At 72.2% G+C, this 14,069-nt stretch carries 16 protein-coding genes; 6 read left to right on the plus strand and 10 right to left on the minus strand.

Features of this window, described 5'->3' with window-relative positions; all coding sequences use genetic code 11:
* Positions 1 to 6: 6 nt before the first annotated feature.
* Together D7147_RS00935 and D7147_RS00940 are read right to left on the minus strand one after the other, a co-directional pair.
* On the minus strand, positions 7 to 450 hold the full coding sequence (locus tag D7147_RS00935; RefSeq protein ID WP_120673331.1) for a hypothetical protein: 444 nt from the start codon (positions 448 to 450) through the stop codon (positions 7 to 9).
* 40 nt (positions 451 to 490) lie between these two features.
* Positions 491 to 1,480: a 4-hydroxy-3-methylbut-2-enyl diphosphate reductase gene (locus D7147_RS00940; RefSeq protein WP_120673332.1), complete on the minus strand. Its 990-nt coding sequence runs from the start codon at positions 1,478 to 1,480 to the stop codon at positions 491 to 493.
* A 180-nt stretch (positions 1,481 to 1,660) separates the two neighbouring features.
* On the opposite strand from D7147_RS00940, the gene xseA reads away from it, so the two are divergent.
* Positions 1,661 to 2,881, plus strand: coding sequence for an exodeoxyribonuclease VII large subunit (gene xseA, locus D7147_RS00945; protein WP_199716775.1), 1,221 nt, complete (start codon positions 1,661 to 1,663; stop codon positions 2,879 to 2,881).
* Between the two features lie 100 nt (positions 2,882 to 2,981).
* Entirely contained in the window at positions 2,982 to 3,203 is a 222-nt protein-coding gene (locus tag D7147_RS00950; protein ID WP_120673921.1) for an exodeoxyribonuclease VII small subunit, read from the plus strand.
* Between the two features lie 94 nt (positions 3,204 to 3,297).
* On the opposite strand, the gene D7147_RS00955 is transcribed toward D7147_RS00950, so the two are convergent.
* Together D7147_RS00955 and D7147_RS00960 are read right to left on the minus strand one after the other, a co-directional pair.
* Positions 3,298 to 4,140 (minus strand): hypothetical protein, encoded by an 843-nt coding sequence (locus D7147_RS00955; RefSeq protein WP_120673333.1) that lies wholly within the window; start codon positions 4,138 to 4,140, stop codon positions 3,298 to 3,300.
* A gap of 220 nt (positions 4,141 to 4,360) precedes the next feature.
* Positions 4,361 to 5,146, minus strand: coding sequence for a DUF4245 family protein (locus D7147_RS00960; RefSeq protein ID WP_120673334.1), 786 nt, complete (start codon positions 5,144 to 5,146; stop codon positions 4,361 to 4,363).
* 159 nt (positions 5,147 to 5,305) lie between these two features.
* On the opposite strand from D7147_RS00960, the gene glpX reads away from it, so the two are divergent.
* Entirely contained in the window at positions 5,306 to 6,337 is a 1,032-nt protein-coding gene (gene glpX / locus D7147_RS00965; protein ID WP_120673335.1) for a class II fructose-bisphosphatase, read from the plus strand.
* A gap of 26 nt (positions 6,338 to 6,363) precedes the next feature.
* Positions 6,364 to 7,296: a DMT family transporter gene (locus D7147_RS00970; protein WP_120673922.1), complete on the plus strand. Its 933-nt coding sequence runs from the start codon at positions 6,364 to 6,366 to the stop codon at positions 7,294 to 7,296.
* 75 nt (positions 7,297 to 7,371) lie between these two features.
* Here the strand turns inward: D7147_RS00970 and D7147_RS00975 are convergent, their stop codons facing one another.
* The 6 genes from D7147_RS00975 to D7147_RS01000 form a co-directional block, all read right to left on the minus strand.
* Positions 7,372 to 8,340: an NAD(P)/FAD-dependent oxidoreductase gene (locus D7147_RS00975; RefSeq protein ID WP_120673336.1), complete on the minus strand. Its 969-nt coding sequence runs from the start codon at positions 8,338 to 8,340 to the stop codon at positions 7,372 to 7,374.
* 173 nt (positions 8,341 to 8,513) lie between these two features.
* Positions 8,514 to 9,158, minus strand: coding sequence for a rhomboid family intramembrane serine protease (locus tag D7147_RS00980; protein WP_120673337.1), 645 nt, complete (start codon positions 9,156 to 9,158; stop codon positions 8,514 to 8,516).
* Positions 9,159 to 9,266: 108 nt separating this feature from the next.
* The gene (locus D7147_RS00985) at positions 9,267 to 9,956 is read right to left on the minus strand and encodes an aggregation-promoting factor C-terminal-like domain-containing protein (protein WP_120673338.1); all 690 of its coding nucleotides are present in this window, start codon (positions 9,954 to 9,956) and stop codon (positions 9,267 to 9,269) included.
* Positions 9,957 to 10,222: 266 nt separating this feature from the next.
* On the minus strand, positions 10,223 to 11,638 hold the full coding sequence (locus tag D7147_RS00990; RefSeq protein ID WP_120673339.1) for a PhoH family protein: 1,416 nt from the start codon (positions 11,636 to 11,638) through the stop codon (positions 10,223 to 10,225).
* Positions 11,639 to 12,109: 471 nt separating this feature from the next.
* A complete protein-coding gene (locus D7147_RS00995) occupies positions 12,110 to 12,451 on the minus strand; it encodes a hypothetical protein (RefSeq protein WP_120673340.1) in 342 nt (113 codons plus the stop codon).
* 31 nt (positions 12,452 to 12,482) lie between these two features.
* Positions 12,483 to 12,827 (minus strand): hypothetical protein, encoded by a 345-nt coding sequence (locus D7147_RS01000; RefSeq protein ID WP_120673923.1) that lies wholly within the window; start codon positions 12,825 to 12,827, stop codon positions 12,483 to 12,485.
* Positions 12,828 to 13,091: 264 nt separating this feature from the next.
* On the opposite strand from D7147_RS01000, the gene D7147_RS01005 reads away from it, so the two are divergent.
* Positions 13,092 to 13,535: an XRE family transcriptional regulator gene (locus D7147_RS01005; protein ID WP_120673341.1), complete on the plus strand. Its 444-nt coding sequence runs from the start codon at positions 13,092 to 13,094 to the stop codon at positions 13,533 to 13,535.
* A 162-nt stretch (positions 13,536 to 13,697) separates the two neighbouring features.
* Complete coding sequence (locus D7147_RS01010) at positions 13,698 to 14,051, plus strand: hypothetical protein (RefSeq protein ID WP_120673342.1); 354 nt, start codon at positions 13,698 to 13,700, stop codon at positions 14,049 to 14,051.
* Positions 14,052 to 14,069 lie beyond the last annotated feature (18 nt).

A 14,069-nucleotide genomic window follows, 5' to 3' on the forward strand; every position in this document is an offset into this window, starting at 1 on the left:
CCCGCCTCAGGAGCGCCGCGCGGCCTCCACGACGAACGGGGTGCCCTGCTGGCAGGTGGTCATCATGCCGGGCTGGACGCGTCCGCTGACGGTCACCTCGGCACCCACGGCGAGGACGTCGCGCGGGCCACCGATCAGCAGGTAGCCGTCGAGCAGCAGGCAGTTCGGCTCGACGCCGGCCACGATCGTGCCGGTCAGCTCGGTGCCGCCGACCGGCGGCGGCAGGGTGGGACCGCCCGGCTTGATCGTCCCGCGCGGCGGGGTCGAGGCCGGCGTGGGCGTGGCCGGGTCGGTCGGAGAGGTGGACGGGTTCGCGGGCTGGTCGGTCACCGGAGCTGCTCCCGTGGCGGTGGGCGTGGGGGTCGTGGTGCCGGTGCCGTCCTGACCGCCGCAGGCGCTCAGCGCGGCGACGGCGACCAGGGCGACGGCGGCGAGCCGAAGGGTCCTCATACCGGTATCGGACGTGTCGGGACGGCCGGGAGTTCCCGGGTCAGCCACGCGCCGCGGCGGCGGCCCGCATGTCCCGCTTGAGCTCCTGGGGGAGCGAGAAGGTGAGCCGCTCGTTGGCGGTGGTGATCTCCTCGACCTCGCCGAAGCCCCGCGCGGCGAGGTGCTCGAGCACCTCCTGCACCAGCTCCTCGGGGACGCTCGCGCCGGAGGTCACGCCGACCGTACGGGCGTCGGCGAGCCAGGCGTCGTCGATCTCGTGCGCGAAGTCGATCAGGTGGCCGCCGCGGGCGCCGGCGTCCAGCGCGACCTCGACGAGCCGGACCGAGTTGGACGAGTTCCGCGAACCCACGACGAGCACCACGTCGCAGTCCGGCGCGATCTGCTTGACCACGTGCTGCCGGTTCGACGTGGCGTAGCAGATGTCGTCGCTGGGCGGGGACTGGAGCAGCGGCAGCCGCTTCTTGAGCCGGGCGACCGTCTCCAGCGTCTCGTCTACGGAGAGGGTGGTCTGGGAGAGCCACACGACCTTGTTGGGGTCGCGGACGGTGATCTGGTCGGCGGCGTCCGGGCCGTCGACGAGCTGGATGTGCTCGGGGGCCTCGCCGGAGGTGCCGATGACCTCCTCGTGCCCCTCGTGGCCGATCAGCAGGATGTCGTAGTCCTCGGCGGCGAAGCGCTTCGCCTCGTGGTGCACCTTGGTGACCAGTGGGCAGGTCGCGTCGATCGCCTTCAGTGAGCGCGACTTCGCCTGCTCGTACACCTCGGGCGCGACGCCGTGCGCGGAGAAGACGACGGTGGCGCCCTCCGGCACCTCCTCGTTCTCCTCGACGAAGATCGCGCCCTGCGCCTCGAGCGTCTGCACCACGTGCTTGTTGTGCACGATCTGCTTACGGACGTAGATCGGGGCGCCGTAGAGCTTCAGCGCCTCCTCCACGGTCTGCACCGCGCGGTCGACTCCCGCGCAGTAGCCGCGGGGCTTGGCCAGGAGCACGCGCTTACCGGTCCGGGGAGTCGCTTCATCCTGAGTCACCCGTCCATCGTACGTGCCCGCCCGGGACCGGGCTCCCGCTGCGACCCCCACCCGTGCCACCTGCCCGTGGCCTCACCCACCCTGTTGATCATGAGGTTGACGGCGGTTCCGGAGCTCGACTCCGCCGTCAACCCCATGATCAACAGCAGGATGGTCGGGGGTGGGCCGTAGGGTGGGCGGGTGAGCACGGGTGAGGTGGATCGGAGCACGTCGGAGGAGCCCTGGCCGGTCCGGGTGGTCAGCCAGAAGATCGGCGCCTGGATCGCCCGACTCGGCTGGGTCTGGGTCGACGGGCAGGTGGCGCAGATCAGCCGCCGCCCCGGCGCCAGCACCGTCTTCCTCACCCTGCGGGACCCGTCGGCCGACCTGAGCCTCACCGTCACCACCAACCGCGACGTTCTCGACGCCGGCGCACCCGAGCTGCGCGAGGGCGCCCGAGTGGTGCTGCACGCCAAGCCCGAGTTCTACGCCGCCCGCGGCACGCTGAGCCTGCGCGCCGACGAGATCCGCCAGGTGGGCCTCGGTGAGCTGCTGGCCCGGCTGGAGAAGCTCAAGAAGCTGCTCGCCGCCGAGGGGCTCTTCGACCGGGCCCGCAAGCGCCGCACCCCGTTCCTGCCCAACCGGATCGGTCTGATCACCGGCCGTGCCTCGGCGGCCGAACGGGACGTGCTCACCAACGCCCGCCGGCGCTGGCCGGCAGTGGAGTTCCGCACGGTCAACGTGGCGGTGCAGGGGCCCGGCGCGGTGCCGCAGATCGTCGACGCGCTCAAGGTGCTCGACGCCGATCCGACCATCGACGTGATCATCATCGCCCGAGGCGGTGGCAGCCTCGAGGACCTGCTCCCCTTCTCCGACGAGGCACTCTGCCGGGCGGTCTTCGCCTGCCGCACGCCGGTGGTGAGCGCGATCGGCCACGAGACCGACGCGCCGCTGCTCGACTACGTCGCCGACCTGCGCGCCTCGACACCGACCGACGCGGCCAAGCGGGTCGTGCCGGACCTGTCGGAGGAGGTACGCCTCATCGGGCAGGCGCGCAACCGCCTCGAACGCGCCGTACGCAACCTGATCGACCGCGAGGCGCACCGGCTCGACGCGCTGCGCTCCCGGCCGGTCCTGGCCCGCCCCCAGGTCATGATCGACCAGCGGAGCACCGAGCTGACCCTGCTCCGCCAGCGCTCCGGGCGCTGCCTGCGCCACCGGCTCACCGCCGCCGACGACGAGCTGCGGCACACCCTGGCCCGGCTCCGCGCGCTCTCTCCGGCGGCCACGCTCGATCGCGGGTACGCGATCGTCCAACGCGCCGACGGGCATGTGGTCCGGGCCGCCTCCGAGGTGGGCAAGGGCGACCCGCTGCGGGTACGCCTCGCCGACGGCGAGCTGGCCGCGACGGTGGACGGGTGACCCGCTCGATCTGCCGCGGCGGCCCTGCGAGCCGCGCCGAGTTACGGAACGACAGGAAGCCGCTCGTGGCACGGGACGGCCTTGTGCTGGGATGGAGCCGATGACAGAGCAGACGAAGGCCGGGCCGGACGAGCGGCTCAGCTACGAGCAGGCCCGCGCGGAGCTGGCGTCGGTGGTCGAGCGCCTGGAGGCCGGTGGCACGTCGCTGGAGGAGTCGCTCGCGCTCTGGGAGCGGGGCGAGGCGCTGGCGGTGATCTGCCAGCGCTGGCTGGACGGCGCCCGGGCACGAATCGAAGCCGCCCGGGAAGCCGAGACCTCCTGACCTCGCCCACCCCGGGCCCACCCGCCGGAGACGCGGTTGCGGCACCCGGAACGGGTGCCGCAACCGCGATCGAGGGCTCGAGAACCGCGACGGATCAGTTGAAGAGGTTGTACAGCTCGGCCGGGGCCTCGACGACCTGGTCGGGCGCGGGCTTCTGGGCAGCGGTGGCGTTGCCGTAGTCCGAGTAGGTGATCCGCACGTCCTGAGCCTTCTGCTGACCGGCCGCCGGGACCTGGATCACCAGCTCACTGAGCCGGCCCTGGGCGTCCACGCGCGCGGTGAAGGGGACGGACTTCGCCTGCGGCCCGAGCGCAGTGATCATGGTGGCGTCCAGCGATCCGGCCTCGGCCGCCTTCGACACGTCGATCGTGCCGGCGTAGGCGCCCTCGCCGGTACGCCGTACCTCGGTGACGCCCTGGGTGAGCACCTCACTGCCGGCCGGGTCGAGCCGGTCGAAGTCGAAGCCGAGATTGCGGTTGCCCTTGATCCGGGTCTGGTCGAGGTGCTGGTACTTGCCGAGGTTCAGCGCCTCCTGCCCCGGTACGCTCTGCGCCGCCCGACCGCCGAGGTCGACCTTCACCCAGCTGTCCGGCCGAGAGTGGATCACGTCGAGCATCATCGACAGGTCGGAGGAGGCGTCACCGATCGACACCTTCATCCGCGCGCTCTGGCTCGGCTCGTGCACCTGCCCCTCGGCAGCGCTCCCGGCGCCGGTCATGCTGAACCGGAAGTTGCCGTCGCGGATCGCCGCCGTGGAGGCGAGCAGCGCCTGCTTCGCGTCACCGCTCCCCGGCGACGCGCTGCCGGTGGCGGTGGCCGTTGCGGAGGCGGTCGGCGAGGCGGCGCCTCCCGGGGCTTCGGCGTTGCACGCGGCGAGGCCCGGGGTGAAGAGCGCGGCAGCCACCAGGCCGGCGCCGAGTCGTCGTCGAACAGTCATCCGTGTCTCCCGAGAAGGTCACCCGACGCGGGCTCGTGCGCCGGAACGGGGCGGCGTGGCGATCCTCGGCCACGCCGCGCGAGCCGGCTCCGCCGAGAAATCGGCAGACCCGCTCGCCCCTCCTCTGTTCCCCGCCGAAGGTCCGGACAATCGCCCGGCTTCCCCTTTTCGGGAACGGGGACGACAAATCGCCGATCGACCTCGGGACCGGGTGGTCGGCTCAGCGCAGCGAGCCGGCGAGTTCGCGCAGCTCGTTCTCCCGGGCGTCGCCCACGACGATCACCGTACGGCCGGGCTCCAGCAGCACCAGCGCCTGCTCGTTCTCCCGGGCGGTGTACCGCTGCCAGTTCCGCCCGGCCAGCTCGGTCTGGCCCTGCGGCTGCGCCCGGTCGGTCAGCTCGGTGGGGATCAACTGCTCGGCGGGCACGTTGCTCTGCAGCAGCTGCGCTCCCTTCCCCTCCGGGGTCACGTAGCCGATCCGCAGCGTCGAGCCCCCCTCCGCCGCCTGGTAGCGGGCGTTCACCGGACGCCACTCCTCGCCGAGACCGGCCGGCTGGCTCACCGGGAAGGCGTTCGCGGCCTGGGCCTGCTCGACGGCGGGCGCCGGGTCGACCGGGGTCGGCTGGTCACCGCCGAGGAAGCCCCGGTAGAACGCCAACAGCAGCGCGATCGGGACCAGCAGCACCAGCAGCGAGATCGCCATGTCCTTCGGTGACCGCTCGGAACGGCGCGTGGCGGCCACCACCGGCGACGCGGCAGACTCCCGCGCGGCTGCCGTCGACGGCTCGGGCCGGCCGGCCTCGGGCGGATCCTGCAGCGCGGCGCTCGCCTCGACCAGGGCCGGCTCGCCGGCCGCCGGCACTCGGTCGGCGGCAGCCACCGGGGTCTCGGCGGGCTGCCCGTCGATCTCGGCGCGGGCGTCCGCCGGTCCGGCGGTGGCCGGGTCGGGGCCGTCGGTCGGGGTCCGGTCGGTGGGTACGCGGTCGGCTGGCTGTGCGGGTTCCACCCCGCCATTCTCGCAGCCGCCCCGACCGGCGGTATCCGGGCCATCACCGCCCCGCCCCAGCGCCGCATCCGCGATCGTGTGAGGATCAGCGACATAGCCGGCAGCGGAGCACGCCCGCGACGCCCGGCCCACCCCGCACCGTCGCGAGGAGGAGCCGTCATGACGAACACCAGGACCCGCGTCCCGCAGAATCTGGACCGCAACCTCGCCCTCGACCTGGTCCGGGTCACCGAGGCGGCGGCGATGGCCGCCGGCCGGTGGGTCGGCCGTGGCGACAAGGAGGGCGGCGACGGGGCCGCCGTCGACGCCATGCGCAAACTGATCAACTCGATTCCGATGCGCGGCGTCGTGGTGATCGGCGAGGGCGAGAAGGACAACGCCCCGATGCTCTTCAACGGCGAGGAGGTCGGCGACGGGACGGGTCCGGAGGTGGACGTCGCGGTCGACCCGATCGACGGCACCACGCTGATGAGCAAGGGGATGCCGAACGCCCTCGCGGTACTGGCGGTCGCCGAGCGCGGCGCGATGTTCGACCCCAGCGCCGTCTTCTACATGGAGAAGCTCGCCGTGGGCCCGGCCTACGCGGACGTGGTGGACATCAACGCGGGCGTGGCCGACAACCTGCGGCGGATCGCGCGGGTCAAGGGCACCGACGTCTCCGAGGTGACGGTCTGCGTGCTGGACCGGCCCCGGCACAAGGACCTGGTCGACCAGATCCGGCGGGCCGGCGCGGGCATCCGGTTCATCTCCGACGGGGACATCGCCGGCGCCATCGCGGCGGCCCGGGGCGAGTCGGACGTCGACGTGCTGATGGGCATCGGCGGCACCCCCGAGGGGATCACCTCCGCCTGCGCGCTCAAGTGCATGGGCGGGATGATGCAGGCGAAGCTCTGGCCCAAGGACGACGAGGAACGGGAGAAGGCGCTCGCCGCCGGGCACGACCTGGACCGGGTGCTCTTCACCGACGACCTGGTGACCGGGGACAACTGTTTCTTCGTGGCCACCGGGGTGACCTCCGGGGACCTGCTGCGGGGGGTGCGCTACCGCGCCGGCGGGGCGTACACCCAGTCGATCGTGATGCGCTCGAAGAGCGGCACGATCCGCGTGATCGACTCGTACCACCGTCTGGAGAAGCTGGCGCTCTACTCGGCCGTCGACTTCGACGGCCGCCCCCTGGCCGAACAGGAGTGAGCGCCGCCACCACCGAACGGCCCGTCCTGCCGGCGACCCAGCGGATCGCCGGGGTGGGTCTGGCGACCCTCTCGGGGGTCGCCGTCGCCGTGCAGTCGCGGATCAACGGCGAGCTGGGGGTACGTCTCCGCGACGGTTTCGGCGCCGCGGTGATCTCCTTCGGCATCGGGCTGCTGGTGCTGCTGGTGCTGGTTCCCGCCTCCCCGACCGGGCGGCGTGGTCTGACCGCCCTGCGCACGGCGCTGCGCGGCGGCGCGCTGCGGCCCTGGCAGTGCCTGGGCGGGGTGTTCGGCGCGTTCCTGGTCGCCACCCAGGGGCTCACCATCGGCACGCTCGGCGTCGCGGTCTTCACCGTGGCCGTGGTGGCCGGCCAGTCCGGCAGCAGCCTGGCGGTCGACCGGGCGGGCATCGGCCCCGCCGGCGCGCACCCGATCACCGGCCAGCGGCTGGCCTCGGCCTCGCTCGCCGTGGTCGCGGTGCTGCTCTCCGTCAGTGACCGGTTCGACCAGCCGGACACGCTGGTGCTCGCCGTGCTGCCGCTGCTCGCCGGCGTGGGCATCGCCTGGCAGCAGGCGGTGAACGGGCGGGTTCGCGGGGCCTCGGGAAGCGCGCTGACGGCCACCCTGGTGAACTTCACCGTCGGTACCGTGGCCCTGCTCGTCGCGTTCGCCATCGACGTGGCGGTACGCGGCTGGCCGGCCGGGAGCCTGCCCGCCGAGCCCTGGCTCTACGTGGGTGGGCCGATCGGCATCGTCTTCATCGCGGTCGCCGCGGCGATCGTCCGGTTCACCGGCGTGCTGCTGCTCGGCCTGGCCACCATCGCCGGTCAGGTCGTCGGCGCCGTCCTGGTGGACCTGGTCGTGCCGACGGCCGCCTCGCACCCCAGCCTCACCACCCTGGGCGGGGCCGCCCTCACCCTGGTCGCCGTGCTCGTCGCCGCCCTGGCCCCGTCGCGCTGACCCGGCTCGGCGCACGCCGTTCGGGCCCGGGGCCCGGCGGGTGGTCGCTCGACCGGCGTCTCCTCGCCTAACCCGTCAGCTTCCGTCCGAGGAGTGGCCCGGGAAGAGGTGCGCCTTCGGGTCGATCACCACGGCCGCGTTGTTCACCGCCGTGGCGGCCTCGCCGAAGCCGGTGGCGATCAACCGGACCTTGCCCGGGTACTCGGTGATGTCGCCGGCCGCGAAGACGCGGGGCAGGTTCGTGGCCATGGTGCTGTCGACGACGATGTGCCGGCGGTCCAACCGGAGTCCCCACTCGGCGAGCGGGCCGAGGTCGGCGGTGAAACCGAGCGCCGCGACGACGGTGTCGACCGGCAGGGTCTCCGGGGCGCCGCCCCGTACGGTGATCTCCGCGCCGGTGACCACCTCCGCACCGAGCAGCCGGGTGACCTCGGCGTTGACCACCACCCGGATGGGCAACGCCAGAACCCGGGAGACGGTCGCGGCGTGCGCCCGGAACTTCTCCCGCCGGTGCACCAGCGTCACCGAGCGGGCCAGCGGGTGCAGGGTCAGCGCCCAGTCGAAGGCGGAGTCACCGCCGCCCACGATCAACACGTCCCGGCCGGCCAGCTCGGTCGGCTGCGGCACGAAGTAGACGATCCCGGCCCCGACGAACTCCTCGGCGACCGGCAGCGGCCGTGGGGTGAAGCTGCCCAGCCCGCCGGTGACGACCACCGCGCCGCAGCGCAGCCGCTCGCCGCCGGCGAGGCCGAGCACCGGACGTTCATCGGCGTAGGTGAGCTTCTCGGCGCGGGTGCCCAGCAGGTAGCACGGGTCGAAGGGCGCGGCCTGGGCGAGCAGGTTCGCCACCAGGTCGCGGCCCTTGACCGACGGGAAGCCGGCCACGTCGAGGATGAGCTTCTCCGGGTACATCGCGGTGACCTGGCCGCCCGGCTCCGGCAGCGCGTCGATCACCGCCACCGAGAGCCCGCGGAAACCGGCGTAGTACGCCGCGAAGAGGCCGGTCGGACCGGCTCCGATCACGGCGACATCGACCTCGCGCATGGCGTACCGTCGCTTCCCGCTCGCGGATCAACGCGTGCTGATGTCGACGGTATGGCCCTCGCCCGGCCCGGGGCAAGCATGTCCCGCCGGTGGCGCGCGGGCAGGTCACGGCGGGTACGCGGGCCCGGCGTCGTGCTCCGCGACGGCGCGGTCGGCGGCCTGGGCCAGCCTGTTCACGGCATGGAGAAGGTGGACTCCGAGCGGCTGGGGTCGTGCCGGCGACGCCGGAACAGGATGGCGGCGACCACCCCGCCGAGCAGCCCGAACAGGTGCCCCTGCCAGGAGATCCGCTCGTCGGTGGGCAGGACGCCCACCAGCTGCCAGCCGTAGAGGAGCCCGACCAGCAGGAAGACTGCGAAGTTCCACCAGCTGCGCTCGAAGATGCCGCGGGTGAAGAGGATCCCCAGGTAGCCGAAGATCACGCCGCTCGCGCCGACCACCACCGAGTTGGGCGAGCCGGTGAACCAGACGCCGAGCCCGCTCACCAGGATGATCAACAGGGTGGACCAGAGGAAGCGGCGGGCGCCGGCGGCGAGCACGAAGGTGCCGAGCAGGATCAGCGGAATGCTGTTGCTGTAGAGGTGGTCGAAGCCGTGGTGCAGGAACGGCGAGAAGAAGACGCCGTCCAGGCCGTCGATCCGCTTCGGGATGATGCCCGCGGCCGCGTCCAGACCGAACGAGAGACCCTGGTCGGCGACCTCGATGAGGAACAGGAACGGCACCACCGCGCACATCGCCACGAAGGCACGGCCGAGCGCGGCGTAGAACGCCTCGGTGCCGAACCGGTGGGGGTCGTTGCTTCCGGAGAGCAGGGTCACCCCACCACTGCTATCAGTAATCCCGCCCGACCGCCACTCACGTCTCGTACCGAGCACGGAAAACGGGGCGGGTGTTCAGCACCCGCCCCGCTTCCGAACGCTTCCGGCTCAGTACCAGCCGCTGCTCTGGGAGTGCGCCCAGGCGCCGCAGGGGGTGTCGTACCGCCCCTCGATGTAGCCCAGCCCCCACTCGATCTGGGTGGCCGGGTTGGTCTGCCAGTCGTCCGCCACCGAGCTCATCTTGTCGCCGGGCCTCGCCTGCGGGATGCCGTACGCGCCGGACGAGGCGTTGCGGGCCTTGTGGTTCCAGCCGCTCTCCTTGGTCCAGAGCTTGTCGAGGCAGGGGAACTCCTTGATCGGGAAGCCCGCCTTGATCATCTCTGCGCAACCGATCTTCCGGTTGCCGCTGTACTCCTCGCACGAGGCGGGGATCGGCCCGTCGTACGGCTTCGCGGCCGCGTTCTCGGCCTCTTCGGCCTTCTCGCGCTCGCGCTTGCGGGACGCCGCCGCCTCCTCGGCCCGCTTGGCCCGCTCGGCGGCGGCCTTGGCGGCCTCGGCGGCGCGCAGCTTCGCCTGGTACTCGGCGGCCCGCTGCCGAGCGGACTGCACCTGGTGGACGGCCTGGCGCTCGCGCTGGTACTCGTGCTCCGCCTGGTCGACCTCTGCGCTGACCTGTGCTGTCAGGCCCTCTTGCTGGGCTTCCCGGTCATCGCCGAGATAGACGCCGCCGGCAACGCCCACGGAGAGCAGCGCGACGGCGGCCGTACGGGCACCCAACCGGCTCCACAGCCGACTCACGAAGTGGTCCCTTCGTCGGGGGCAAGGACACGGCGGGTGCCCGGGTCGTCAACGGCCGGGCCGCGCCGTGAGCGCCCCGACCGTCGTCCGGTCGCAGCCGACGCACCGGTGTCGTGACAGGTGTGACGAATGATCCCTGACGATCTCTTCGGTGCGTGAGCGCTCGTGGGACACGATCGCGCACGGTGAGGCCGATGGGAAACCAAGGGACGGATTTGTGACTTGGGTCACACCAAAAATCGGGATGAATTGGCACTAACGGGTCATCACAACGGGTTGTCCTCCAGCAGATCCGTCACCATCGCCGCGATGGGCGAACGCTCCGAACGGCTGAGCGTCACGTGGGCGAAGAGCTGATGCCCCTTCAATGCCTCGATCACCGCGGTGACCCCGTCGTGCCGGCCGACCCGGAGATTGTCCCGCTGCGCCACGTCGTGGGTCAGCACCACCCGGGAACCCTGCCCGATCCTGGAGAGCACGGTGAGCAGGACACCGCGCTCCAGGGACTGCGCCTCGTCCACGATGACGAACGCGTCGTGCAGGCTGCGGCCCCGGATGTGGGTCAGCGGAAGCACCTCGAGCAGCCCCCGGCTGGTGACCTCCTCCAGCACGTTCTCGTGCACCACGGCGCCGAGAGTGTCGAAGACCGCCTGGGCCCAGGGCGACATCTTCTCCAACTCGGTGCCGGGCAGGTAGCCCAGCTCCTGGCCGCCCACGGCGTACAGCGGGCGGAAGACGACGACCTTCTTGTGCCGGCGACGCTCCATCACCGCGTCCAGCCCGGCGCAGAGCGCGAGGGCGGACTTACCGGTGCCCGCCCGGCCGCCCAGCGACACGATCCCGACCGACTCGTCCAGCAGGAGGTCCAGGGCGATCCGCTGCTCCGCCGAGCGACCGTGGACGCCGAACGCCTCCCGGTCGCCGCGGACCAGCCGTACCGTCTTGTCCGGCAGCACCCGGCCGAGCGCCGACCCCCGCCCGGAGTGCAGCACCAGGCCGGTGTGGCAGGGCAGCCCCGCCGCCTCGTCCAGGTCGAGCGTCTCACCGGCGTACAGCTGGCCGATCTGCTCCTCGCTCAGCTCCAGCTCGGCCATGCCCGTCCAGGTCGGGTCGCTGGCCTGGCCGTGCCGGTACTCGTCGGCGCGCAGACCGACCGAAGCGGCCTTGACCCGCAGCGGCATGTCCTTGCTGACGAGCGTGACCGCCCGCCCCTCGGCGGCGAGGTTCAACGCCACGGAGAGGATGCGGGCGTCGTTGCTCTCGTTGCGGAAGCCGGGCGGCAGCACCCCGTCGTCGGTGTGGTTGAGCTCCACCCGCAGCGTGCCGCCGCTGTCGTTCGCGGGCACCGGCCGGTCCAGCCGACCGTGCCGCACCCGCAGCTCGTCCAGCATGCGCAGCGACTGCCGGGCGAACCAGCCCAGCTCCGGATGGTGGCGCTTCCCCTCCAACTCGGAGATCACCACCAGCGGCAGGACCACCTCGTGCTCGGAGAACCGGTGGAAGGCCGCCGGGTCGGAGAGGAGTACCGAGGTGTCCAGAACGAAGGATTGGCCGGCTGGTCGGGGCTCCTTGGCGTCGGCCGGCGCGGTGGCCGCCGTGCGGCGGCTCCGGGTGGCTCGGCGGGTCACGGCAGTCGCGGCCGGGGTCTGATCGGCACCGGCAGTGGTACGGCGAGTCGTCACAGGCCTGCTCCGGCGGATGTGCACCCGGCCATCCGCGTTCCGCCACCGCCGGTGCCCGGGGACACGGGGTCGGATGCGGGCCCCATGCGCGTGGGTCGCAGGTCCGGGCTTGCCGGTTGGCCCGGGAGAACCCCGTGCCATGCCTAGACGCTAGCCGGGCTCGGGCATCCCGGCTAGAGGTTGCAGGTTGCTCTCCGCCGACCGGTACATGAACGGCCTGTCATCACACCGGTCGCCGGTGCGCCCGGCCGCGAGGAACGCCCCCGCGGCAGCCGGCGCGATCGGGCACGCCGGCTGCCGAGCCGGGGGCGGCGGGGCCGGCCGGGATGCATGCCCCCTGCGCGCATCCCGGCCGGTGGGACCACGGTCACCGGTCTGACGTGGCCCCGACGGTGCGTGTCCGCCGCGGACGACGCACCGCGCCTTCGTGCCGGTCGGTCGGCTGCCGGCCGGCGAGCCGCCTCGGCCGTCTCAACCGGTTCGTCTGACCAGGGTGCCGGTCGGGTGCCGCCCGGTGACCGGGGCGGCCGGCGCCGAGAACGACGAGCCGGTGTACGTGGTGCCGGGGCGGGGCACCGTCCCGGCCACTCGGATGGTGCTGGGCGCGGGCTCGGGCGCGGAGAGCGCCGAGGCGATGGCGGCCTGCGCGTCCCGGCGACGCCGGTTCCAGGCGCCGCGGTCGCCGTCGAAGTAGCCCTGCCGGTAGCCGAACCGGTAGCCGATGCGGTAGCTCAGCTGGCCGTGCAGCCGGCCGGCCGCGTAGCTGGCGGCACCGAGCACCAGCACGAGGAAGATGGCGAGGAAGGGGCTCATCGGGCGGCTCCCGGTCGCCGCCGGTGCCGCGTCATCGCTCCTCCGGGTCGACCGAGGCCGGGTCGGCGACCAGCAGCTGGTCCAGGTCGCCGGTGCTGACCTCCTCGACCAGCTCGACGCTGATCCGGCAGCAGTCCAGGACCACCTCCGCCACCGAGGACCGGCGGATCTCCCCGCCGGACTCGTAGACCCGCACGCTCAGCTCGGGGCAGCCGAGGTGGGTACGCCAGGCGTTCCACTCGTCCCGGTCGCCGACGCTCAGCGACAGGTAACGGCAGCCCCGGGCGAGGTAGAGGCGCCAGGGAGCGCTCAGGCCGGCGGCGACGCCCTCGGCGATCAGACCGAAGGCCTGGGCACGCGTCGCGAGTTCGGTCACCACACCCCCCTCGCACCGGGGGCGTGACGCATGTGAGCACCAATCGTCTCAGGCACGTGACACACCGTAGGTTGTCCCATGGGCGTGACAGTATCAGCTTTTCGTCCGCTTACGGCGCCACCAATGGTCATCTATTCTGCCCAGGTGACACCCCTCAAAAGCAGAGCTGGATCGTTGACCCCAAAGCCGAGCCAGCCGTCACTTTCACGTGACAGTCGCGCGCCAGGGACCGAATCCACGTCCGGGTGGCCGTACCGTCACGAGGTGACCGAGACCGCCAACGCCCGGAAGATCGCCTTCGCCACCTTCGTCCGACGCGCGCTCGACGAGGCACGAGCCACCCGGGCCTGGAGCGGCACAGAGGTCTCCCGACGCACCGGCGTCTCCCGGCAGACCATCAACCGCTGGGTGCGGGGCGACTGGGCCAGCGACCCCGAGGCCGAGCGGGTGGTCGCCTTCTGCGAGGGCCTGGGCCTCAACCCGGCCACCGCGTTCGCCGCGCTCGGCTGGGAACGCGCCGCCACCGCCCCGCACGCCGGCCAGCCCGGCCCACCGATGGACCCGGACGTGGAGGCGCTACTGCGCCGACTCGTCGACCCGAACGTGTCGGACGCGGAGAAGTTCCATATTCGAGAAACCATTCGGTACCTCGCTTATCGCCCAACCCTCCCGGTGGATGTCCGAAAGCGCGGGAAACAGGCCGGGTAGTTCCTCAGATAGCGAAAGAACAGCAGGTCAGCCTCATTCGTTTCGCTCCGGGGCCGGAACGGGCACGCTAGCGTCCCTATTCGTACTGCTTGGGCTCGTCGTCGGCGGGGGGACGGGACAAGGCCGAACCCAGCCCTGCGGGACAGAAGGAGGGGTCTGTCCATGACCCTGAAATGGTTGGCAGTCGTGGTGGCCACGGTGTCGATGACACTGTGCGTCACCGGCAACGCGGTGACACTCGTGGTCGACGGCGGGCAGCTTCCCCTGCTCGTCAACCTCTTCACGCTCACCACCGCCGGCACAGCGGTCGTTCTGGCCGTGCTGGCCGAGCTGAACGAGCGGTTGAACAACCGGGTCAGCGCACTCACCGAGTTCCTCGTGGCCCGGCTGGACGAGATCGAGTCGCGCGCCGGCGACCGCAACACCGGCTTCGTGGAGGGCTACCTGCTCAACCACGGCCAGGACGCGGCGGTCGTGCCGTTCGGGAGAAGGGGAAGGGGAGCCGCCGAACGCTGATTCGACGCCCCGCGAAGG

This window comes from Micromonospora musae, from assembly GCF_003626545.1.
GTDB lineage: Bacteria > Actinomycetota > Actinomycetes > Mycobacteriales > Micromonosporaceae > Micromonospora > Micromonospora musae.